General features: G+C 68.2%; 19 protein-coding genes and 1 tRNA gene. 7 read left to right on the top strand and 13 right to left on the bottom strand.

The annotated features are described in order from the left end of the window. Positions 1 to 207: 207 nt before the first annotated feature. The 3 genes from PSC72_RS06730 to PSC72_RS06720 form a co-directional block, all read right to left on the bottom strand. Complete coding sequence (locus PSC72_RS06730; protein WP_274325121.1) at positions 208 to 726, bottom strand: GNAT family N-acetyltransferase; 519 nt, start codon at positions 724 to 726, stop codon at positions 208 to 210. A gap of 60 nt (positions 727 to 786) precedes the next feature. Then, positions 787 to 1,494 carry a helix-turn-helix domain-containing protein gene (locus tag PSC72_RS06725; protein WP_274325120.1) on the bottom strand — a complete coding sequence of 236 codons (708 nt, stop codon included), beginning with the start codon at positions 1,492 to 1,494 and terminating at the stop codon, positions 787 to 789. Positions 1,495 to 1,562: 68 nt separating this feature from the next. Beyond that, positions 1,563 to 2,129, bottom strand: a complete 567-nt coding sequence (locus PSC72_RS06720; protein WP_274325119.1) for a hypothetical protein — start codon at positions 2,127 to 2,129, stop codon at positions 1,563 to 1,565. 157 nt (positions 2,130 to 2,286) lie between these two features. On the opposite strand from PSC72_RS06720, the gene PSC72_RS06715 reads away from it, so the two are divergent. After that, the gene (locus tag PSC72_RS06715; RefSeq protein ID WP_274325118.1) at positions 2,287 to 3,216 is read left to right on the top strand and encodes a mechanosensitive ion channel family protein; all 930 of its coding nucleotides are present in this window, start codon (positions 2,287 to 2,289) and stop codon (positions 3,214 to 3,216) included. A 9-nt stretch (positions 3,217 to 3,225) separates the two neighbouring features. Here the strand turns inward: PSC72_RS06715 and PSC72_RS06710 are convergent, their stop codons facing one another. Beyond that, positions 3,226 to 4,320 carry a YihY/virulence factor BrkB family protein gene (locus PSC72_RS06710; RefSeq protein WP_274325117.1) on the bottom strand — a complete coding sequence of 365 codons (1,095 nt, stop codon included), beginning with the start codon at positions 4,318 to 4,320 and terminating at the stop codon, positions 3,226 to 3,228. Positions 4,321 to 4,460: 140 nt separating this feature from the next. On the opposite strand from PSC72_RS06710, the gene PSC72_RS06705 reads away from it, so the two are divergent. Continuing rightward, positions 4,461 to 5,966 carry a replication factor C large subunit gene (locus tag PSC72_RS06705; protein ID WP_274325116.1) on the top strand — a complete coding sequence of 502 codons (1,506 nt, stop codon included), beginning with the start codon at positions 4,461 to 4,463 and terminating at the stop codon, positions 5,964 to 5,966. Here the strand turns inward: PSC72_RS06705 and PSC72_RS06700 are convergent. Next, positions 5,959 to 6,285, bottom strand: a complete 327-nt coding sequence (locus PSC72_RS06700; RefSeq protein ID WP_274325115.1) for a hypothetical protein — start codon at positions 6,283 to 6,285, stop codon at positions 5,959 to 5,961. The two genes, PSC72_RS06705 and PSC72_RS06700, sit on opposite strands and share 8 nt — an antisense overlap. Before the next feature lie 167 nt (positions 6,286 to 6,452). On the opposite strand from PSC72_RS06700, the gene PSC72_RS06695 reads away from it, so the two are divergent. Then, positions 6,453 to 7,817 (top strand): hypothetical protein, encoded by a 1,365-nt coding sequence (locus tag PSC72_RS06695; RefSeq protein WP_274325114.1) that lies wholly within the window; start codon positions 6,453 to 6,455, stop codon positions 7,815 to 7,817. Positions 7,818 to 7,844: 27 nt separating this feature from the next. Here the strand turns inward: PSC72_RS06695 and PSC72_RS06690 are convergent, their stop codons facing one another. Further along, complete coding sequence (locus PSC72_RS06690; RefSeq protein ID WP_274325113.1) at positions 7,845 to 8,711, bottom strand: COX15/CtaA family protein; 867 nt, start codon at positions 8,709 to 8,711, stop codon at positions 7,845 to 7,847. A 325-nt stretch (positions 8,712 to 9,036) separates the two neighbouring features. Here PSC72_RS06690 and PSC72_RS06685 point away from each other — a divergent pair, with 325 nt between their 5' ends. Further along, entirely contained in the window at positions 9,037 to 11,304 is a 2,268-nt protein-coding gene (locus PSC72_RS06685) for an NADP-dependent malic enzyme (protein WP_274325112.1), read from the top strand. 132 nt (positions 11,305 to 11,436) lie between these two features. After that, positions 11,437 to 11,790, top strand: coding sequence for a hypothetical protein (locus tag PSC72_RS06680; RefSeq protein ID WP_274325111.1), 354 nt, complete (start codon positions 11,437 to 11,439; stop codon positions 11,788 to 11,790). 45 nt (positions 11,791 to 11,835) lie between these two features. On the opposite strand, the gene PSC72_RS06675 is transcribed toward PSC72_RS06680, so the two are convergent. After that, positions 11,836 to 12,816, bottom strand: coding sequence for a winged helix-turn-helix domain-containing protein (locus PSC72_RS06675; RefSeq protein WP_274325110.1), 981 nt, complete (start codon positions 12,814 to 12,816; stop codon positions 11,836 to 11,838). 59 nt (positions 12,817 to 12,875) lie between these two features. Beyond that, complete coding sequence (locus tag PSC72_RS06670) at positions 12,876 to 13,538, bottom strand: ribonuclease H family protein (protein WP_274325109.1); 663 nt, start codon at positions 13,536 to 13,538, stop codon at positions 12,876 to 12,878. Positions 13,539 to 13,703: 165 nt separating this feature from the next. Between PSC72_RS06670 and PSC72_RS06665 the strand changes: the two genes are divergently transcribed. Continuing rightward, complete coding sequence (locus tag PSC72_RS06665; RefSeq protein ID WP_274325108.1) at positions 13,704 to 14,630, top strand: DMT family transporter; 927 nt, start codon at positions 13,704 to 13,706, stop codon at positions 14,628 to 14,630. A gap of 116 nt (positions 14,631 to 14,746) precedes the next feature. On the opposite strand, the gene PSC72_RS06660 is transcribed toward PSC72_RS06665, so the two are convergent. After that, complete coding sequence (locus PSC72_RS06660; protein ID WP_274325107.1) at positions 14,747 to 14,998, bottom strand: hypothetical protein; 252 nt, start codon at positions 14,996 to 14,998, stop codon at positions 14,747 to 14,749. Between the two features lie 245 nt (positions 14,999 to 15,243). Further along, positions 15,244 to 15,675, bottom strand: coding sequence for a hypothetical protein (locus tag PSC72_RS06655; RefSeq protein WP_274325106.1), 432 nt, complete (start codon positions 15,673 to 15,675; stop codon positions 15,244 to 15,246). Between the two features lie 188 nt (positions 15,676 to 15,863). Here PSC72_RS06655 and PSC72_RS06650 point away from each other — a divergent pair, with 188 nt between their 5' ends. Then, positions 15,864 to 16,454, top strand: coding sequence for a HalX domain-containing protein (locus PSC72_RS06650; RefSeq protein ID WP_274325105.1), 591 nt, complete (start codon positions 15,864 to 15,866; stop codon positions 16,452 to 16,454). Between the two features lie 222 nt (positions 16,455 to 16,676). On the opposite strand, the gene PSC72_RS06645 is transcribed toward PSC72_RS06650, so the two are convergent. The 3 genes from PSC72_RS06645 to PSC72_RS06635 form a co-directional block, all read right to left on the bottom strand. Next, positions 16,677 to 16,811: transfer RNA gene (locus PSC72_RS06645), tRNA-Met, on the bottom strand. A gap of 243 nt (positions 16,812 to 17,054) precedes the next feature. After that, positions 17,055 to 18,461 carry a dihydrolipoyl dehydrogenase family protein gene (locus tag PSC72_RS06640; RefSeq protein ID WP_274325104.1) on the bottom strand — a complete coding sequence of 469 codons (1,407 nt, stop codon included), beginning with the start codon at positions 18,459 to 18,461 and terminating at the stop codon, positions 17,055 to 17,057. A gap of 136 nt (positions 18,462 to 18,597) precedes the next feature. Beyond that, a complete protein-coding gene (locus tag PSC72_RS06635; protein ID WP_274325103.1) occupies positions 18,598 to 21,045 on the bottom strand; it encodes an efflux RND transporter permease subunit in 2,448 nt (815 codons plus the stop codon). Positions 21,046 to 21,049: the final 4 nt, after the last annotated feature.

The following is a 21,049-nucleotide window of genomic DNA, read 5'->3' as shown; positions in this document are numbered from 1 at the left end:
TCCCAGACTATCTAGAAAGTAGATCTGCATACACAGCGCGAACCGGTCACGCCTCCGAAACCAATTCATCCTGAACCGTGGCGACAACCTCCTGTTGGATCGTCTCTTCAACGCGTTTGCCACTCTATCCCAGGTCAAGCGCATCGTCTCCATATCGAGGAATGATGTGAACGTGGGTTGTATGACGCGCTCACCGTTGTCAGTCTGTCACCACTCCGAGGCGAGAATTCCGTAGCGTTCCATGTCGACGCGGCCGCCGCGGGCGAACGCCTGGCCCCGCAGCGTGCCCTCGTGCTCGAATCCGGCCTTCTCCAGGACGCGCATCGACGCCTCGTTGAACGCGAAGACGCGCGCCCAGATCTTCTCGAAGCGGCGCTCGGCGAAGCCGTACTCGACCATCCGCCGGACGGCCTGGGTCGCGTAGCCGTTGCCCCAGTGGTCGGGGTGGAAGAAGTAGGCGAGTTCCGCCGTGCCCCACTCTCCGTTGACCTCGCGGAAGCTGATCGTGCCGACCCGCTCGCCGTCGACCCGGAGCAGGAACTGGACGCCGTCATCGCCGAGCGACTCGAACCACTCGCGCTCGCCGTCCATGTTGATCGGTCGCGTCGACGCGATCCCCTCGCGGACCTCGGGGTGGTTGATAATCGTCTGGAGGAACTCCAGATCGTCCTCCTCGACCGGGTGGAACGAAACCGTCTCGGCCTCCATGAACAGCGGACCACTCATATCCGCGAGCACTCGCTGGGAACCCTTCAGCGTTCTTCTGGTGTGGGGCTCGTTGGCACGCTACGGCAGGTCGCGGATGCGAGCGAGCATCTCGTCCAGATCGGTCGGGCAGGCGGCCAGCGAGTAGCCGTCGATGCGGGCAAGTTCGGCGGCGTGCTCCCAGACGCTCTCGTCGTCGAGTCCCTGCAGGACGACGGCGTTGGGCGTCGGATTCAGGACCCTAAGCGCGACCATCGCGCCCTCGCCGCTGGTGACGTTCGTGAACACGAGCGCGCGGTTGGTCGACTGGCCGTAGAGGCGGTAGAACTCCTCGGAGGAGAGCCGGGAGATCGCCTGGATGCTGTCGATGACGGTGTGGCCGGCGACGCTGTCCTGGGCGCCGCCGACGATCTCGGTCGCGCCGATGGCCTCGTAGAAGTCGTCGACGTGGACGGCCGTCGGGTACTCCCGGAGGTCGTGGACGATGTCGGCGTCGAACCCCGCCGACAGCACGCGGGCGTGCTGGCGGATGTGGCTCCCGCCGCGGCGCGCGTCGATCTCCAGTAGCGCCTCCACGGTGCGCTTGACGACGCCGATGCCCGGGCTCTCCCGGCGGCCGCTCTCGTAGTCGGAGACGACCGACGGCGAGACGCCCAGTTCGTCGGCGAGTTCCGTCTGGGCGACCTCGAAGTCCGTGCGCCACTTCCGGAGGGTGCCGCCGGGGTCGTCGCTCAGGGCGATCTCGCCCGCGATCTTCTCGGCCAACTCGCGCCGCTGTCCCTGGCCCATTTGCCCGTTGGTGGACGAGTGGCGACAAAAGCGTGTCGGACCGTCCCACGACGGCCGCCTCGCCCGCCTCACTCGGCCGACAGGTGGCCGCCGGCGAGACCGCCGAGCGCGCCGAACAGCAGCGGGTAGACGGCCCCCGCCAGCAGGACCGCAGTGACGAGGTTCGGACCGGCCGTCGCGTCGCCGACGGTGACGGCGAACACGACGGCGCCGGCGATCGACAGCGGCAGGTATCCCAGCGTGACGGCCGCACCGTTGCGGGCGGCGGTCGTCGGCTCCTCGGCGGTGTTCCAGACCGCCGCGATCCCCGCGGCGACGAGCAGGAGCGGCGGCACGACGAGGAACGCCGTCAGCGCCGTCTCCTCCGCGCCGGCGACGAAGTTCTGGGCGGTCTGGCCGCCCAGCAGCCCCGGGATCTTGACGGTCACGTTGTGCGCGTTGTAGAAGAGCCAGCCGACGAGCTTCCAGGTGACGTTCTCGTCGGTCAGCGCGTTCAGCACGCTCGAACTCAAGGAGTTCTCGATCTCGCTCGCGTGGACGAGATACACCGCGAGGTACCCGACGATCCACGCGGCGATTCCCCCTGCCAGCCCCCTGCCGACGACGCCCTTCGCGTCGGCTGTCGTGTCTACCATGGCCCGTCGGTCCCGGCCCGACGGAAAATGCTTTCTGGGTTCTCGGCGCCGGCGACGCCGGATCGAGCGGAGTGGCCGGGTAGCGGTCCCGGCGGAACGGCCTCGATCGAGCGGTACTCGCCCCATACCTTAGTCCGGTGCGGTCGGGCGTCTGGGCATGCTCGCGCGCGTCGCCCTCCCACCGGCACAGACCGAGACGGGGACTTCGACGCCCACGCCGGGCGTCGGCCCGGACGAACTGTTCGACTTCGCGCCGACGGTCGTCCGGATCGGGTGGTTCGTGCTCGGGGCGGCCCTCGTCCTGATCGTCGGCTGGTACCTCCTCGAACCGGCCGTCAGTCGCGTGGTCCGGCGCCGCAACCGCAACAACCCGACCATCCACGACGCGATCACCCGGTACGTGCGGGTCTTCGTCGTCCTGCTCGCGATCGTCGTCGGGGCCGGGATGGCCGGCCTCGCGAACGTCCTCACGAGTTCCGCCATCGTCGTCGCCGCGGGGACGCTCGCGGTCGGCGTCGCCGCCCAGACCGTCGTCGGGTCGCTCGTCAGCGGCCTCGTCCTCGTGTTCGACCCGGAGTTCAGCGTCGGCAACTACATCGAGTGGGACGACGGCCGGGGGACCGTCGAGGCGATCACGCTCCGGGTCACCCGCGTCGAGAGCCCCGACGGCGCGCTCGTGACCGTTCCCAACACGATCCTCACGGGCCAGCCGATCACCAGACCGTTCGGGAGAGGTCGCTACCGGGTCGTCGAACGGGTCGGCATCGACTACGCCGACGACGTCGACGAGGCGAAAGCGATCCTGGTCGCGACCGCCCGCGACATCGACGCGGTGTCGGCCGATCCCGAACCCGTCGCGTTCGTCGACGAGCTCGCCGACGACGCGGTCGTCCTCCGGACGCACTTCTGGCTCGCGGCCACCGGACAGCCCGAGGTGGCCGACGTGCGGTCGAGGTTCGCGCAAGCAGTCCGGGACCGCTTCGAGGAGGCCGGCATCACGATCAGCCCGGCGCCCCAACAGGAACTCCTGGGCCGGATCGCCGTCGACGAGCGGGCGGCGTCGAGCGAGACCGACGAGTCGGCCTGAGTCCGCGGTTCAGTCGTCCGCCGGCCTCGACGCCGACGCGGCCTCCCGGCTCTCGCGGGTCGCTCGCTCGTCGCTGACGCGCCAGCTGAGCTCGACCGTCCACCGCTGGCCGTCGGCCTCGTCCCGGACGGACTCCACGAGGTGGACCGGGCCGTCGGGCCGCGGAGGCCGGTCCGCGTCGGCCCCGTCGTCGGGGGCGTCGTACCGGGCGGTCAGTCGCTCGTCCAGCCCGCGGAGGTAGGCGTCGAGCTGGTCGCGGTCGAGCGACTGGTCGCGCTTCGTCCGGGCCTTCGCGGCGCCGCGGCCGACGCCGCCGGGCCGGCCGGAGGAGTGCTCGCCAGTCACGGCGTTTATCACCGCACCGACGAGGAGGACCAGCGCCGAGAAGTAGAGGTAGGTGACGACGACGATGACGCCGCCGAAGAAGCTGCTCGACCCGGGGTCGCTGAACGAGAGGTACACCTGGAAGAGCGCCTGGAAGGCGGCCCACCCGACCGCGGCGAAGACCGCGCCGGGCAACACGTCCCAGATCCCCGCGTCCACGTCGGGGAAGACGTAGTACATCGGGAAGAACGCCAGGACGAGACCGCCGAGGAGGACGAGCGGCGAGACGTAGCTGAGTACCGGGATCGCGTCCGCGAACAGCGCGACGGCCGCGCTGACGCCGACGGTCGCCAGCACGGCGACGACCAGCGCGCCGAGCACGACCAGACCGTCGCGGAGCTTGTCGACCAGGGAGTTCTCGGCGGTCGTCTCGTAGATCTCCGAGAAAGCGGTGTCGAGGCCCCGGAAGATCTTGAGCGCCCCCCAGACCAGCACGACGAGGCCGATGACGGACGCCCCGCCGGACCCCGCGTCGCCGGAGAACAGCCCGCTGACCACCTCGGCGATCGGGCCGGGCAGGTACTGCTGAGCCGCGTCGACCACGCGCGCTTCGAGTCCGCCGCCGACGACGTTGAGCACGACGAAGAGGATGAGCAGCAGCGGCGCCAGCGAGACGAAGGCGTTGTACGCCAGCCCGGCCGCCATGAACGTCACGTTCTTGTCGGAGACGTCGCCGTAGACTCGGGTCCCGAACTGCCGAGCGCCTGCGAGCGAGACCATGTCCGCCCGTTGGGGCTTCGACCGGAAAACGGGTCGGCCGGCGGGCGCGTGTCCGCCGCGCGGGCCACGTGCGCTGGGCCGGCGTCGCGGTCCGCGGCGCTCCGAAACCACTAACCCCCTCACACGCCTGGACTCTGCCAATGGACTGGACGGAGAAGTACCGGCCGTCGTCGCTCTCGGAGATCCGCGGGAACGACAAGGCCCGCGACGCCCTGAAGGAGTGGGCCGACACCTGGGAGGACCACCGGGAAGCGGTCGTGCTCCACGGGTCGCCGGGGATCGGCAAGACCTCCGCGGCGCACGCGCTCGCGAACGACATGGGCTGGCCGACCATCGAGCTCAACGCCTCGGACTCGCGCACGAAGGACGTCATCGAGCGGGTCGCCGGCGAGGCGGCGAAGTCGGGCACGCTCACGGCCGGCGAGGCGGGTCGTCGGGTCGTCATCCTCGACGAGGCCGACAACCTCCACGGAAACGTCGACCGCGGCGGCACGGCGGCGATCACCTCGCTGGTCAAGGAGGCCAGCCAGCCGATGATCCTCATCGCCAACGAGTTCTACGACATGTCCAACGGGCTGCGGAACGCCTGCCGGGAGATCGAGTTCCGCGACGTGTCCAAGCGCTCGATCGTCCCCGTCCTCCGGGACCTGTGCCGGAAGGAGGACATCGAGTACGACGACGCGGCGCTCGACCAGATCGCGGAGATGAACAGCGGCGACCTCCGCGGCGCCATCAAGGACCTCCAGGCGATGGCGGAGGGCCGGGACCGCATCGGCGCGGACGACGTGGTCACGGGCGAGCGCGACCGGACGAAGGGCGTCTTCGACTACCTCGACACCGTCATCAAGGAGGCCGGCGCCGAGGAGGCGCTGAAGGCCTCCTACGACGTCGACGAGACGCCGGACGACCTCATCAACTGGATCGAAGACAACATGCCCAAGGACTACGAGGGCGAGGAGCTCGCGGTCGCCTACGACTTCCTGTCGAACGCCGACCGGTGGCTCGGCCGCGTCCGCGCGACCCAGAACTACTCGTTCTGGCGCTACGCGGGCGACAACATGACCGCCGGGGTCGCCGCCGCCCGCCGGGAACCCAAGGGCGGGTGGACCCGCTACGGCCCGCCGAGTTACTGGTCGAAGCTCGGCCGCTCGCGGGGCACTCGCAACACGCGCGACTACATCGCCCAGCAGATCGCCGACGCCGGCGGCGTCAGCATGTCGACCGCTCGCCGGGAGATCCTCCCGCACCTCTCGGTGATGACCCACCACTGCAAGAACCGTGAGCTGACCGTCGCGATGGCCGCGAAGTACGAACTCGAAGCCAAGCACGTCTCCTTCATCACCGGGAGCGGCGAAGACACGAATAAGGTGCAGTCGATCGTCGAAGACGCCGAACGGCTCCGTGAGGAGCGGGCCGTCGAGAATGCCGGCGGCGCGTTCGAGAACGCTCACGCGGGTGACGGGGAGTCCCCGGACACGGGGAGCGAGGAAGCGGACGACGACGAGAGCGAGGCCGCGCAAGCGTCGCTCGGTGGGGGCGACGGTGCGGCCGAGGCGAGCGACGGGGACGCCGAGAACGGTGACACAGACGACGGGGCGGAGCCCGAGGACGACGACGGGCAGTCCGGCCTGACGGACTTCATGTAGCTCGGTCCGTCGACTCACCGTCGGAGACTCGCTTTTCCGTCCGGCCTCGCTCGCGCCACCAGCGATACATGAGGAACAACCCGGCGACCAGACAGACGAGTGCGAGACCGTCGAGCGCGTAGTTCAGCGGTGTCCCGGTCTCGACGATGCCCTCCTGTGTGATCTGGAGAAGGCCGTAGGCGAGCCACGTGAGACAGAGGCCGAGGTACATCGTCAGCCGGGTCCGGTCGATAGCCCCGCGCCGATACCGCACGGCAACGACGCCGAGGAGGAGGACGTACGCGACGACGAGGGCGAGGTTGACGATGTCGGGGACCATCGGTGTCGTGTTGGAACGCTGCCAGTATGTGTCTTGGGATGGGGTCGACGCGGCCGCGCGCCGGAGTCCGCGAAACTGTATCTGGACATCCCCGAGGTCGGGAGTCCGTCCCGAGGCGGACTGGACGGACAGAAGGGATTTACCGCGGCCCATCGACACCGCAGGTAGTGCCCTCCAAGAGAAAATTCACCGACACGATCACCGTCTGCGTCGTACTGACGCTCGTAGTCGGTCCCGTGGCCGCGACCGGCGGTCTGTCCTCGCCGTCAACCGACAAGTCCAGTGTCGGAACAGCATCGACGGACGTGACGGTGACGGACCTGCGGGTCTGGAGCAGCGACCCGTCGCCGTATCCGGATCTGAGTGACGAGCGGCCGCTGCACGAGGCGTTCTCCTCGCGTGCGGACGTCGAGCGGGCCATGGCCGACGGGAGGCTCCACCGGGACCGACGGGTGCCGGTGAACGGGACGCTCGTACTGGAGTTACGGATGCCGGGCATGGCCGACCGCCTCGCGAACGCCAGCGGAACCAACGAGACGATGCGCTTCTTCGACGTGGTCTACGGCGCGGACGACGCCTTCAGGCTGGAGTCCATGACTAGTTCTAGTCTGTCACTGCATACGCTCCCAAGGGTGTTCCGCTTCAATCGGACCAGTTCGACGACCGTCTACAGCGACCGGGACGCCGATACCTACTACGTCGTCGTGGACCCGACGAGCCTTCTTCACGGGTGGGTCAACTTCGAAGGCGGGAGGGAGATTGTCTGGGACACAGACGACGACCCGTGGGCGCCCTCGGGACGTTACAACTTCGCACTGAACGTGACCATCGACGGACGGTCCTCACGATTCATCGGTAACGCGAGTGTCTTCGACCTCGCAGTAGAGGGTGAAAGTTGGCAGACCAAACCCGTCATCGATCTCATCGACGACGACGAGAGGACGGTCTTCGAGTTGCCCAGCGGGTGGAACCGGACGGTGCAGGCACAGTCCGGCCAGCGACTCGTCGCACACACCTCCCTCGACGCGGGTGCGCCCGTGACCGTCAGGGTCGTGAACCGCTCCGACGGCGGTCCGCCGCTGTCGAACACGACCGCGGCGACCGATGAGTTCGGTCCCGGTCCCTTGGACGACGCCTACGGCGCCGAACTGTCTAACGACACCGTCTTCACTTCGGCGACGGCGACGCTCGACGCGAGCGGGGTCGAACCCGACACCGCTGCGACGCTGGAGGTCACTGCCGGCGACCGCGTCCTCCTGCGCGAGCGGTTCACCGTCCGTCCGGCGCTCTCCACGCCGACGCCGACGGAGACGGTCACGTCTACCCAGGCTGCGACGATGTCGCCGACGCCTGCTGAGACAACGACCGCGCCGACCCCGATGACTACAACGACATCGACACCGACGCCTGCAGCGACGGTCGCCACGCCCCCGTCGCCGACTGACACTGTCGCGGACACGGGCCCCGGATTCGGAGTCCTCGGGGCGCTCGCAGGACTCGTCGTGGCCTGCTGGCGTCGACGGCGAGCGTGAGATACGTCGGTCGTGACCAGTGTGGCGTCAGTCCGCGCGCTGGGCGCCGAAACCGCCGGTGTCGACGACGACGCGGTTCGCGAGGACGGCGAGTCCGGCGACGGCGACCGCGAGGAGGATCGTCGCCGTCTCCACGTACAGGTCGGGCAGCCCCCACTTCTGCCTGCTCAACACCATGGCGACGTAGAGCAGCGCAGCGGCGACGCCGGTGACGGCGCGGAACCGCAGGAGGTTCGCGGGTTCGACTGCGGTCTCGCTCCAGGTCAGGAGGGCGACGAGGACGGCCAGCAGGGCGAACGACGCGGCGTAGTAGGCGATCAGGTTCGTCGGCGGGTGGTCGAACACGGGGACGAACACGAAGACGGCGTTGAGCGCGACGAGTCCGCCGGCGAGCCCGACGACCGACCGGACGGCGTGCGAGCCGGGGGCGCCGAACATCCGGGCCACCGCGTAGACGAGCAGGGCGAAGATGACGGTCGCGGTGGTGAAGTGGGCGATCATGATGACGGGGTTGAATCCGTGGGGGAACATGCCGCCGGCGGTCGTGGTCACCCCGCCGAGGACGATCTGGAACGGGAGGATCGCGATGGCGGCGGTGACCGCGTAGCGGATGCGACGGTCGTCCTGCCAGCGCCAGACGCCGTAGAGCCAGCCCAGCAGGAGGAAGCCGACGATCATCGCGACGAAGCGGTGGAACCACTCGAAGAAGCTCGCCCAGTTGGCCGGGAACAGGCCCATCCAGCCGTTGCACAGCGGCCAGCGCGTTCCACACGAGAGTCCGCCACCGGTCGACCCGGTGTGCAGTCCGAGCAGGATGAGGACGAAGGTGAGCGCCGTCGTGACGCCCGCGAGGGTCCGGAAGCGGCGGGTCATGACCGCGGCTTCGTTCGCCACAGACTTTACTCCCCCTATCTCCGTCGCAGCCCGACCCGGACTGAGCCGAGCGCACCCGCGGGCGACTGCCGACCGGCTATCGACCGGCGACCGACGACTGTCGACTGACCGTTTACGGATTCCCGACCACAGACGCCCGGCCGAACGACGATCGAATCACGCCGAGAGATGTTCCCGTAGGACGAACGTATCTCCCCGATCCCAAACTCGTTGCGGCGCTCTCGGCGGCGATATCCGCGTCGTCAAGGATTCGACGAACGACGAACAATCAGTCGTCATTTGGCACAACGAGAAGGTTTTTGCCGGCCCCGTCCGGGGATATCGTATGGGACTCGACGAGGACGCACTGGAGTATCACCGGACGGAGCCGCCCGGCAAGCTGGAGATCGCGACGACGAAGCCGACGAACACGCAGCGGGATCTGCAGCTGGCGTACTCGCCGGGCGTCGCGGCGCCGTGCCTGGAGATCGACGAGAACCCGGGCGACGCCTACGAGTACACGGCGAAGGGCAACATGGTCGGCGTCGTCTCGAACGGGTCGGCCGTGCTCGGCCTCGGCGACATCGGGGCGCAGGCGTCGAAACCCGTCATGGAGGGCAAGGGCGTCCTGTTCAAGCGGTTCGCCGACATCGACGTCTTCGACATCGAACTCGACGAGCACGACACACAGGCCTTCATCGACGCCGTCGCCGCGATGGAGCCGACCTTCGGCGGGATCAACTTAGAGGACATCAGCGCGCCGGAGTGTTTCGTCATGGAAGCGGAGCTCCGCGAGCGGATGGACATCCCCGTCTTCCACGACGACCAGCACGGGACGGCCATCATCTCCGGCGCCGCGCTGATCAACGCAGCGGAGATCTCCGGGAAGAGCCTCGAAGACATGCGGATCGTCTTCTCCGGCGCCGGCGCGAGCGCCATCGCGACCGCCCGCTTCTACGTCTCGCTGGGCGCGAAGAAGGAGAACATCCTGATGTGTGACTCCTCGGGGATCATCACCGAGGAGCGCGCCGAGGCCGGCGACCTCAACGAGTACAAGCGGGAGTTCGCCCGCGACGTGCCCGAGGGCGACCTCGCCGACGCGATGGACGACGCCGACGTGTTCGTCGGCCTCTCCATCGGCGGCATCGTCGACCAGGAGATGGTCCGGTCGATGAACGAGAACCCGATTATCTTCGCGATGGCCAACCCGGACCCGGAGATCACCTACGAGGACGCCAAGAACGCCCGCGACGACACCGTCATCATGGGCACCGGCCGCTCGGACTACCCGAACCAGGTCAACAACGTCCTCGGATTCCCCTTCATCTTCCGCGGCGCGCTCGACGTGCGCGCGACGGACATCAACGAGGAGATGAAGACCGCCGCCGCGGAGGCGCTCGCGGAACTCGCCCGCAAGGACGTCCCGGACGAGGTCGTCAAGGCCTACGGCGACCAGCCGCTGCAGTTCGGCCCCGAGTACATCATCCCCAAGCCCGTCGACCCGCGCGTCCTCTTCGAGGTCGCGCCCGCGGTCGCCGAGGCCGCCATGGAGTCCGGCGCCGCCCGCGCGGAACTCGACACCGACGAGTACGTCGAGACGCTGGAGGCCCGCCTCGGCAAGTCTCGCGAGATGATGCGGGTCGTCCTCAACAAGGCCAAGAGCGACCCCAAGCGCCTCGCGCTCGCCGAGGGGACCGACGAGAAGATGATCCGCGCGGCCTTCCAGCTCCAGGAGCAGGAGATCGCCGAACCCGTGCTCATCGGTGACCGCGAGGAGATCGAGGCCACCACGGCCGACCTGGGGCTGGAGTTCCAGCCCGAGGTCGTCGACCCGGAGAACGGCGACTACGAGGAGTACGCCGATCGGCTCCACGAGCTCCGCCAGCGCAAGGGCATCACCCGCAGCGAGGCCTCCGAGCTCATCGAGAACGACACCAACTACCTCGCGAGCGTGATGGTCGAGCAGGGCGACGCCGACGCGATGCTGACGGGGCTGACCCACCACTACCCCTCGGCGCTGCGCCCGCCGCTGGAAGTCATCGGCACCGCGCCCGACGCCGACTACGCGGCCGGCGTCTACATGCTGACCTTCAAGAACAAGGTCGTCTTCTGCGCGGACACGACGGTCAACCTGGACCCCGACGAGGCGGTCCTCTCGGAGGTCACGAAACACACCGCCAGCCTCGCCCGGGACTTCAACGTCGAGCCCCGCGCCGCGCTGCTCTCGTACTCGAACTTCGGCAGCGTCGAGAACGAGGGGACGGCGAAGCTACGCGACGCCGTCAGCGACCTCCACGACGACCCCGAGGTCGACTTCCCGGTCGACGGGGAGATGCAGGCCGACACCGCCGTCGTCGAGGACATCCTCAACGGCACCTACGACTTCGCCGACCTCGAAGACCCAGCGAACGTCCTCGTGTTCCCGAACCTCGAAGCCGGCAACATCGGCTACAAGCTCCTCCAGCGCCTCGGCGGCGCAGACGCCATCGGCCCGATGCTGGTCGGCATGGACAAGCCCGTCCACGTCCTCCAGCGGGGCGACGAGGTCAAGGACATCGTGAATCTCGGTGCCGCGGCCGTGGTCGACGCCCAACAGCAGGAAGACGAAGAGTAACGCAGAGCGGCGCTATCGCACGGCTCACCGGACGGAGATCCGGCTTTCTGCCTTTTTTCGACGAGGACTTCTGTCCGCACGCCCGGCCCCAGAAGACGTATCTACGATGACAGGCAACTTCCGAACAGAGAGATGGCGAAGACGATCGACGTCTCCGGTTGGCCGATGCTGGCCTTCCAGTGCGTCCTGGGGAGCGTCTTCGTGTTCGGAGGGCTGTTCGTCGGCGCGGTGCTGGGATGGCAGGCGCTACAGGCTGTCGGCGTGACAGTCCCGTACACCGACGGGACGCTCTGGCTGGCCGTTTTCGGCGCCCCCTGGATTGCGTTGACCTGGCTGTGGGTGCGACACCTCCGCCGGGCCGACGGGGAGTGGTGGGGACCGATCCCCCGCGAGCAGTACCTCGGTCGCTTCGCGGGCGGGGGCGGGCTCGCCCGCCACAGCTGGGAGCGCGCGGTCGAACGGCTGCCGGACGACGGGGACGACTGACGAGTCGGACTCCCACCGCCGACCGGCACGGCGGCGCGCCGACGCTTACCGGGGATCGCTCACGTCGACGACCGACAGGTCCTCGGCCAGTTCGATATCCAGTTCGTCGCCGTCGAATCCGAGCGTGACTCGGACGCGGAGCGGGTCCTCGGAGACGACGTTCCAGTCCGTGTGTCCGGTTTCGAGCCGTTCGTTGATCGACGCGAGGTCGTTGAACCCGTACTGCAGCGGGAGGCCGCGCTCGTAGTGGAAGGCGACGGCCGCGGGATGGTACTTCGCGACGCCGCCGAGCGTCGTCACCGCCCATTCCTTGCAGACCGGGCACTCGAACTGGGCCGTGACCGCCGCGCCGCGGTCGCAGTCGTCGCAGATCCCCTCGTCGTCGTGGGTCTCACACCGTTCGAGCGAGCGTTCGACCGGTCCGGAACAGGACGGACAGATGCCCTCGATCATCGCGTAGAGTCGCTGGAACGCTCGCACCCAGGCCGCCGAGTAGATCTCCGCGGGGGACCGACCGGTGAATCCCGCGGGGTCGAGTTTGAACTTGCTGAGGTGGCCGCGGGGCGTGTCCTCGCCGGCGAAGAGGCCGTCGCACTCGGTACAGGCGTTGTACACCCACCCGTCCTCGTAGCCGACTTCGACGGCTCCCCCGCAGAGACTGCACTCCATGTCGATCTCCGTCGGCTCCAGGGTCGGTTCCTCGATGCCGGCGCCGGCGACGACGGCGCGGACGAACTTGCGCCCGGGCTCGCGGAGTTCGTACCCCTGGTCGGTCGACTCGACGAAGTGGCCCGTCAGCTTTTCGAGGTGGTAGTTGAACTGGCCGCTGTCTGTCACGCCGACGGCGTCGCGGAGGTCGGAGAACCGGACGGCGTTCTCGCCGTCGAAGGGATCGTACGCGTCCCAGAGCGCGACGAGGATCGCCAGTCGCGTCTCGTTGCTCAGTAGTTCGAAGGCCTCGCTCGCCGGCCCGGTCGCCCCCGGAGCCGCCGCCAGCGGCGACTCGGACGCGTCGCTCCGTTCCATAGTCGACCTACCGGACAGGTTCGCATAAAGTGACGGGGCGTCCCGTGGGGACGGCTCCGTCAGTCCGACGCGCTGCCGCGGTCGGCCCGCGAGGGCGGCGGATAGCGGTCGTCACCGGTCGACGGTGACTCGGGGAGGACGCAGCGGTCGGGTTCGCTGTTGACGTGCGCGTACTCTTCGGGGGCGTTGGCGAGCGGGTGGGCGGGGTTGTACCCGCTGCCGATGCGGGCGGCCCGGATCTCGGCGAAGTCCCGGAGCCGCGAGCGGATGCCCCGCCAGTGGAGGCCGATAGAGGGCGGGTGGGACACGGAGTGCGCCGGTTCGAGTTCGGGGCTCCGGTCCGTGAGGACCGCCGCGTTGAGGTTCTCCGCGAGGGCGTCGTGGTCGATGAGGACGCCGACGCTCGCGTCCGCGGGCGAGCGAGCCGCGAGGACGTCGAGGCCGAGGTGGAGCGCCCGATACTCGGCGACGTTGTTGTCGGGGGCACGGTTGGGGACCGACAGCCGCGCGACGCGCTCGCCGTCGCGGGTCTCGATGACGACGCCCAGCCCGCCCGTGAACTCCCGGGCGTCGTCGCCCGGCGCGGCGCCACCGCTCTCTCGGTACGAGCCGTCGGTGGCGAGGTAGAAATCCCGATGGTGTGTCCGAGGCGGGTGGGCGATGTGCGGCGTCGGTGCCTCGTCGAACAGGTCTCGCAGGGTCGGCCGGCCGTATGCGGCCATACGTTCTCTTGGAGATAGGATGATTTAAACGTACGGGCGATGCGTGGTCCCGCCCCACTGCAGTCGAGCGGTGTTCGGCTGACAGCCGGGCTCGCGGTTCCGACGACGCGCGGAAACGAGCGTGCGACCCGAAAGTTTCAGGCCGGTTCGGGCGAATGGCCGCCCGTGTCCACCTACCGGAACCTCGGGCTGTTCCTGGTGCTCTCGGCGCTCTGGGGGTCGGCGTTCATGGCGATCAAGGCGGGACTGTCGGCGTTCCCGCCCGTCCTCTTCGCCGCGCTTCGCTACGACGTCGCAGGCGCCGTGATGCTCGGCTACGCCGCTCTCCGGGCCGACCGCTGGTACCCGCGGGGCCGCGACGAGTGGGCGACGGTCACCGCGGGCGCCGCGCTCATGATCGCCGCGTATCACGCGTTCCTCTTCGTCGGCGAACAGGAGACCACCAGCGCCGCCGCCGCGGTCATCGTCAGCCTCTCCCCGGTGCTGACGACGGTCTTCGCCCGCGGGCTCCTCCCGGACGAACGACTCTCCGCGGTCGGCGTCGTCGGCATCGTGCTCGGTCTCGTCGGCGTCGTCGCGGTGGCCCAGCCCGACCCGAACGCGCTCCTGACCGACGACGTCCTGCCGCAGTTGCTCGTCTTCGCGGCCGCGCTCTCGTTCGCCCTCGGCAGCGTCGTGACGACCTACATCGACGCCGGCGTCGAGATCGAGACGATGGAGGCCTGGTCGATGCTCGGCGGCGCCGGACTGATGCACGCCGTCAGCGTCGGCCTCGGCGAGTCCCCGTCGGCGATCACCTGGTCCGGGACCGCGGTGTGGTCGCTCGCGTACCTCTCGCTGGGCGCCAGCGCCGCCGGCTTCCTCATCTACTTCGACCTGCTGGAACGACTCGGACCGGTCGAGATCAACCTCGTCTCCTACGTCGCTCCGCTGTTCGCCGCGATCACGGGATTTCTCTTCCTGGAGGAGGTCGTCGACGCGTCGACTGGACTGGGATTCTGCTGCATCTTCGTCGGGTTCGTCCTGATCAAACGGCAGGCGCTCCGGCGGGAACTTCCGCGGCTCCGCGCGGCGTTCCGCGAGGAGAACTGACCGCGAACCGCGGCGTCGGTGTGGGTGAAACCGACGGTGTGAGGAAAATCGAAGTGGAGGGCGCGGCCGGGCGGCGGGTCACGAACGCGGCGTGGAGGGCGACCGCGGCGTCTGCATCAGTCCCGGTAATGGGAGTGGCCGACGAGGAGGGCGATGACGTTGGCGACCAGCAGGGCGATGAACGCGTTGGTGTACGGTTCCGAGGACAGGCCGGTCGCCACCAGCAACGGCAGGTGGAGGAACGGGAGTGCGACGGCCGCCCAGAACGCGACGCCGGTGATCGGTGTGACGACACTCTGGCCGACGTTCGGCAGGGTGATGTCGAGGCGCTCGAGCGATGGGGCGAATTCTGACGTTCGACTTGACATACGGGGAACCTCGTACTTCTACAGTGACACGGTGATACCTTATAACCGTCCGAGTCTTCCACTGATTTCACAACGTTTCACGCGTTGGATGCGTCCCTAGATGCCGTTTTACTCGTCCCGGTTTCCTTTCAGTACCGCCCTAGAACTGCCGAGAAGTTTTATAACTCCCTCTCGGTCGGTTTCTCGAACTATCGCAAACGGCCGGATCGGAGGTGGACGAACGTCCAGTTTCGGGAGTGTCAGCGTCAACCGAGTACCGAAACCGAAACCTCGTGGGGTCCGTCGGCCGTCTCGATCGTCGCAGTGTCGCGGACGTGGTCGCGAACTCGCTCTCGCCACGCGGTCACGGCCTCCCGGTGGCGTTCGTGGTGTCGTTCGACGGTGTATTCGGCGTCGGGGTCCTCCCGGAGTCGGTCCTCGGTGTCCGCCGGTCGCGGATACGACGGCGCCGACTCCGCGAGCAGCGCCTCCGGCGAGACGTGAAGCGGCGCCGGTTCCTCGTCGTATTCGTCGGGTCCGGCGTGCAGGCGCGCTCGCATCCGGCCACTGAACGGCGGGGTCACACGCAACACAACCGCGCTGTCCCGTTGAATCCGCGCTTCCAGCGCCGCGACGATGTCCTCGGCCGTGACGGCCAGCGTCCGGATCCGGGTCGGGTCCGCGGACTCCCCGTCCATCGTTCGGATCCAGCGGCGTCGGAAATTTAGTCTCGTCGGTGCCTGAACGCCGATGTCAGCCGCCCGACTGATCCCGCTAGTGACCGCGAACATTCTTCTCAGTTTTCACTGGTGATAATCGATGGGGTGGATTTATGGGTTGGATTGTCCGATACTCGATAGTCCGTATCTCAATCACGGGACCCACGATGATATCGCCGAAGAGCAACTCAGAGGACGTGACTGTTCTCGTTGTCGACGACGAACGGGACATCGCCGACCTCTACTCGACCTGGTTGGACGAGGAGTACGATGTCCGGACCGCCTACGGCGCCGAGGGGGCGCTCGACCGGGCAGACGGGGCCGTCGACGTGGTCTTCCTCGACCGGCAGATGCCGGAGATGAACGGCGACGAGGTGCTGGAAGTCCTCCGGGAGCGTGAGTTGGACTGCCGAGTCGTCATGGTGACGGCAGTCGACCCCGACTTCGACATCGTCGACATGCCCTTCGACGACTACCTCACGAAGCCCGTGATGCTCGAGGACCTCTACGGGGCTGTCGACCGGATGCTGACCCGAGAGAACTACGACGAGCGCATGCAGGAGTTCTTCTCGCTGGCGTCGAAGAAGGCGACGCTCGAAGCCGAGAAGGAACACGCCGAACTCCAGGACAACGAGGAGTACGCGCGGCTCGAGGCGGAAGTCGAGGAGCTCCGGCGGGAAGCCGACCAGTCGGTCGCCGAGTTCAGCGACGCCGAGGACTTCGAGACGCTGTTCCAGGAGTTCCCCGGCGACGCCTGACAGCGGTCGCGTTTCTGTCAGTCACTCTCGTGTTCCGTCAGCGACTGCTCGGCGGCGGTCCGGTGAGAAGTGGCAGTTTCGGCGGTCTACCCCGGAGAGAATCGAACGACGGAGACCTCCCGCAGCCGTCGTTTCTGTTCTCTCCACGCTACGCTCGCCGGGGCCGACTGTTTCACTCAACCACCGATCTATCGCTGGGCGTCGCGAGTGACGGAGTAAGTATGCCCGGGGAGGGCTCCGAACCCTCGATCTCCGCATGTCCCAGGTCCGAGGCTGACGGGCCTCGTGGGGGCATGCCGGCTGCCGCGCAAGGAAACCCTATGAGTGCGGCGCTATGTCCAGCTAAGCCACCCGGGCGCACTTGCTGGTACTGTGGTATCGTTCTTTAACCTTCTCATCTCCGGCCGACGCTCGCCGTGATTCGCCCGCCGTCCCGTCGTTTCAGTGATCGGTTCGGCTGTCGCGAGGCGGCGTCATTCAGTCTCGTGTGTGGACCGAGTGGTAGTTACGCGGATCACATCGGATGATAGGCAGTTGGGAACCCCCAGGAGACAGCGGGCGATGAACGCCCTTGGCTGGCTCCGGGCGGCCGCACCACCCTCACTCGGGCAGTTGGGCGGTGACGTCGCGGAGGAGACCGTCGATGATCTCGGGGGTCGTCGGGTGGTAGGCGCGGTCGGGGACCTCCCGGACGTCGAGGCCCATCTCGACGACGATCTGCATCGTCTTGGCCATCACGTCGGCGTGGTAGTGCAGGCCCTGCCAGCCCAGCACCGTCGCGCTCTCGCGGTCGACGACCAGTTTGCTGAGGCCCTCCGGGGCGTCCTTGGCCTTGAACACCCCGTCGTCGCTTGCCTGGCGCTTGGCGACGACGACGTCGTACCCGGAGTCGCGGGCCTCGCGTTCGGTCATGCCGACGCGGGCGTACGGGTAGACGCCGAGCCCCGAGAAGATGACGTGATGGGTGACGTTGTGGTAGTCGTCGAGGGGGACGCCCCGTTCGCGGCGGAGGATGTTCTCGGCGGCGGTGGCGCCCTGTTCCTTCGCGACGTGGAGGATCTGCTCCTCGCCGTTGGCGTCGCCGGGCACGAACACGCGGTTGTCGTCGCGGGCCTGCATGGTGTCGAGCACCCAGTCGGGACCTGGCCGGAGATCGGTGTTCTTCAGACCCAGGCGGCCGAGACAGGGGCGGCGGCCGGTGAACAGGTACAGCTCGTCGGCCTCGACGACTTCTTCGTCGCCGTCGTCGTGTTCCAGGTAGAGGCGGACGCCGCCGTCGTCCGTGGGCTCGACGCGCTTCTCGTAGCACTCGGTCGGGATCGTCACGTCGAACTGCTCGCGGTAGAGTTCGAGGACGGCGTCGCCGAAGGCGGGGTCGGCCTCGTCGATGGGGCGCTCGTCGTGCTCGACGACGGTCACGTCGGTGCCGCCGACCTCGCTGAGGTAGGGGACCATCTCCAGACCGATGTAGCCCAGGCCCATGACGACCGCCGAGTCGGGGAGGTCCGTGTCGTCCAGCAGTTCGGCGCTCGTCTGGTGCTCGACGTCCTCGATGCCCGGGAGGTCGGGGATGTTGACGGCCGATCCGGTGGCGACGACGACGTAGTCGGCCTCGAACTTGCGACCCCCGGCGCGGACGGTGCAGTCGTCGACGAAGCGCGCGGTGTCGTGGACGAACCGCACGTCGTCGCGTTCGGCGAGGTCGTGGATTGCCTCCCGACGGTATTCCGCCCAGCCCAGCGTGTGAGCGTCCTTGCGTCTGATAGTGCGTTCGACGTCGACCTCGTGGGGCTTGCCGCGGAGGCGGTCGTCGTGACGCACCCGGAAGCGATGGGAACCGGCCGAGAGCACCTCCTTGGAGGGCATACAGCCGCGGAGGATGCAGAGGCCGCCACCGGGGTCGCCGTCGTCGATCAGCGTGAGTTCGACGTCCGGTTCGCCGGCGAGTTCCTCGGCGACGACCGAGCCGGCGCTCCCGTACGCGCCGATGATGACCACGTGAACCATACTTCAGATATGTGGACCAGTCGTAAATCGTTCGGGGCGTCCGTGTGCCCGGCCCGCCACCCCGAATCGGCGCGGTGATACGGGAACGCGGCGGTCGGTCCGGGAACGCGGCGACCGACCCGGGACCGCTGCGCTCTCAGTCCTCCAGCGGCGAGCGCGGCGCGGGCCCGCTGCGCCGTCGCGCGCGGATCCACTGAGCCGGTCGCGAGCGGTTGACGACGCGGTCCCAGATGACCAGCGTCGACGGCAGGACGAGCATCGACGCGATGTAGGCGTAGACGACCGACAGAGCGGTCAGGACGCCGAACGCGCCGATGGCCGGGTTCAGCGCGAACACGAGCATGCCCATCCCGGCGACGGTCGTCAGCATGCTCCCGGTGAGCGCGCCGCCGGTGCCGCGGACGGCGCGGTCCAGCGCCGTCTCGATGTCGGCGCGGTGGAACTCGTCGGCGAAGCGGTGGGTGACGTGGACCGAGTAGTCGATCCCCAGCCCGATCGTCAGCGAGAGGATCACGCCGTTGATCGCGTTGAAGTCGATGCCGAGGTAGCGCATCGAGGCGACGACGAACGTCACCGTCAGGGCGATGGGGACGACGTTCGCGACGCCGAGCGACGGGCGTCCCTCCAGCACGCCGTAGACGACGATCAGGAAGGCCGACGCGCCGACGAGCGTGATGATCAGGCTCGTGATCACCGTGTCGAGGATGAGGTTCGATGCCTCCTCGAAGATGACTGCGTTGCCGGTCGGCGTCGCCTCCAGCGGCGTCTCGGCGGCGACCACCCTGGCGTCCGCCGCGATCTCGGTGTTCGTGGCGTCGGCGTCGACCGAGTAGGTCACCAGCGTGCTCCGGCGGTCCTCGGCGAGGACACCTCCCACGCCGCTTCCCGGCGCCGATTCGAGGTACTCGTAGACCTCGCCGAGGTTCTGCTCTGGGATGCCGTCGGCGTCGGGGTCGTTGCGCGCCACGAGCCTCCGGAACTCGGGGTCGCGCTCCTGGTAGGACTGCACGACCGTCACGATGGACTGGCTCTCGGCGTGTCGGCCGTCGCGCTGGAAGGTCGGGGGCGGGTCCCGTCCGATCCGATGGACCTGGTCGAGCGCGGCGTCCCTGCCCATCCGCGTCTCGACGAACAGCATGACCGAACTGCTCGACGGGAAGTTGTCCTCGATGTAGTTGGTCTTCTCGACGTAGCTGTACTCGGGCGGACTGAACGGGTCGGGCAGGTCCTTCTGCCACTGGGGCAGTTCGTCGTACTCCGGCGGGAGGAAGTCGTCCTGGCTGAAGCCGGTGCCGACGCCCGTGGCGTAGACGCCCGCGGCGCCGCTCCCGACGAGGATCACGAGCATGAACAGCACCGGCGCGCGCTTGGCGATGACGACGCCGCCGCTGAGCAGGCGACCGAGCGCGGACCCCTCGGAGCCGAGCGGTCGTTCGCTCATGGTCGGGATCGGATAGCGGGCGCGCAGGCGGTCGGTCTTGACCTTCGCGGCCGGGAGGAAGATCCCGAAGATCAGGAAGGTGAAACAGATCCCGATGGCGGCGACGACGCCGAAGTCGCGGATGGGTTCGAGCGCGCTCGGCAGGTTCGAGAGGAAGCCGATGACGGTCGTCCCCATGACGATGAAGAAGGCGACGAGCAGCTGCTCGGTCGTCACCATCATCGACGTGCCGACGGGCTGGCCGCGCTCGCGCTCCTCGCGGTAGCGGTTGACCGCGTGGATGCCGAAGTCGATGCCGACCGCGATGAGCAGCGGCGGGACCGCGACCAGCAGCGGGTTGAACGGGATGTCCGCCAGTCCGAGGAAGCCGAAGGTCCACAGCAGCGTCATCACGATCGCGACGCCCCCGAGTATCAGGTCGACCAGGTCGCGGTAGGCCACGATCAGGAAGAAGATGATGAGGATGAACGCCGCGGGGAGGACGAGCGCGAGCGACGACCCGATGGTGTCGGGCGCGCTCCCGACGATCTGGATGTCCCCGCCCACGGTCGCCAGGACGCGCTCGACGCGTTCCTCGCGCGAGTTGACGTCGCGGTCGTGCGTGACCGTGGCCTGGGCCGCCGTGGCCGCCGCGCTCTGGCGGTCGAAGTTCTCGCTGATCTGCGAGGTGAACCCCTGGGTCTCCGCCGCGCGGCGGACCGCCTCGTCGATCTCCGTGGCCGTCGCCGACTCGACGGCGTCGATCTGCGCCTCGACCGTCGTCGCGTTCGGGTCGATCTGCTGTGCCACGGTCCCCGCGGGACTGGAGACGCTCGTCACCCGCAGGTCCTCGTGGTCCTGCAGCCGCTCCTGGGCCCGCAACATCCGCAACAGGCTCGGCCGCGAGAGGACGTTCTGCTCGCGCTGGAGCAGCTGCGTCGTGGTCGAGCTCTCGCCGAAGCTAGAGCCGAACTCCCGCTGGATGTCCTCGAAGGCCTCGAAGGAGTCCAGGTCCTCGACGAACTGGTTGCTGCCGGACTCGGTCTCGACGTTCCCGAGGCCGAGGAGGAACACCCCCGTCAGCAGGAGGAATGCGAGGCTGATCCGCCCCGGATAGGTGGATATCGCCTCGCCGATCTCGTCGGTGAACCACTGGAAGACCATCGAG

Source organism: Halosimplex aquaticum (assembly GCF_028747785.1).
GTDB lineage: Archaea > Halobacteriota > Halobacteria > Halobacteriales > Haloarculaceae > Halosimplex > Halosimplex aquaticum.
Note: the sequence above shows the minus strand (reverse complement) of the source record. Positions and strands in the feature narration are given on the sequence as shown.